Origin of the sequence: Methanoregula sp. PtaB.Bin085, assembly GCF_002067035.1 — an archaeon.
GTDB lineage: Archaea > Halobacteriota > Methanomicrobia > Methanomicrobiales > Methanospirillaceae > Methanoregula.
Map to the genome: position 1 here is coordinate 1 of NZ_MVQB01000056.1, position 1044 is coordinate 1044.

Below are 1044 nucleotides of genomic sequence, written 5' to 3' on the forward strand. Positions count from 1 at the left end.
CCGCTCCTCACACCATGCTCCGCATCGTGTTCGTCGCTGTTGATGCGAAAACGTAGACGCTCAGTGACTCGCTCGCACGACGCACAGGGGGCTCGGACTCGCCGCTGATGCGGCTCCTTACCTTCGCGCCCCTGTCGCGGTGCTCGCTCGGGCCGCTGGGCCCCGGACCTTTCGCCCGCTTCGCTCCTCCCTCCCTTGAAAGGGAGGGCAGTCATTGCGATAGGAACGGAGATCGGTTTCAGGGCAGGGGAGGGAGGACAAAGCGACGGTTACCGGACGCATCAGCGGACGGTCGCTCGCTTTGTCGGGTGGGTCCAACCGGGGCGATCGCGTACCAACAGAAAACCGAGAGGGCGGGTCATGGTCACACGGCGCGGTTACAGGACGCATCAGCGGCCTGTCGCGCAGTGTGCCCGGGCGGGCCTTGTGTAAAAATAAAAACTAATTCGCCGCAATTGCCTTATTTCGCAAATCGGACAGCGCACCGCTTTTACTTTCACCCTGCGCACGGCGGAGGCATATAAGCGCTAACGTCGATGAATGTATGGTGAAAAACACCATGACTCCAACAACAAAAACAGATGTAAAGTTCGAGCACATAGGGGCGGCTCGCCTCTATAACGGCTCGGTCCGTATCGATGTCAAAACAATGCAGGCAGTTATTCCCACCAGTGAAGTACACAAACTTGAACAGCACTGGCCTGCGGCAGTCTATGACATATCCGATGTTATGAAGAACGCGGACGCGGCCCCGGTCGGGAAGGCATGGATCACCCGGTCCGGTAAAGCCGTGATGATCTCCATCAACGATGTGCAGTACGTCTCCCCCCTCGCACAGGTAAAGGGGATGCTCAAGGGCGAGCGGAAATATGCGAACGTCTCGACCATGCAGCCCGCCGGGGTGCCAGCATGAAAGCCGCTGACGTAAAAGCACAGATCAACGAGCGGATCATAAAGGCGCTCTCGGAAGGAAAGATCCCCTGGCTGAAGCCGTGGACCGAGAACGGCCCGCGCAACCTCTTCAGCGGCAGGGCATACACCGGG

The 1044-nt window shown here is 59.0% G+C and carries 2 protein-coding genes; both read left to right on the top strand.

Features of this window, described 5'->3' with window-relative positions:
• The first annotated feature begins 544 nt into the window (after positions 1-544).
• Positions 545-913, top strand: coding sequence for a hypothetical protein (locus tag A4E33_RS11660; RefSeq protein WP_292348351.1), 369 nt, complete (start codon positions 545-547; stop codon positions 911-913).
• A partial coding sequence (locus A4E33_RS11665) for an ArdC family protein (RefSeq protein WP_292348352.1) occupies positions 910-1044 on the top strand: 135 nt, incomplete at its 3' end. The genes A4E33_RS11660 and A4E33_RS11665, both read left to right, overlap by 4 nt.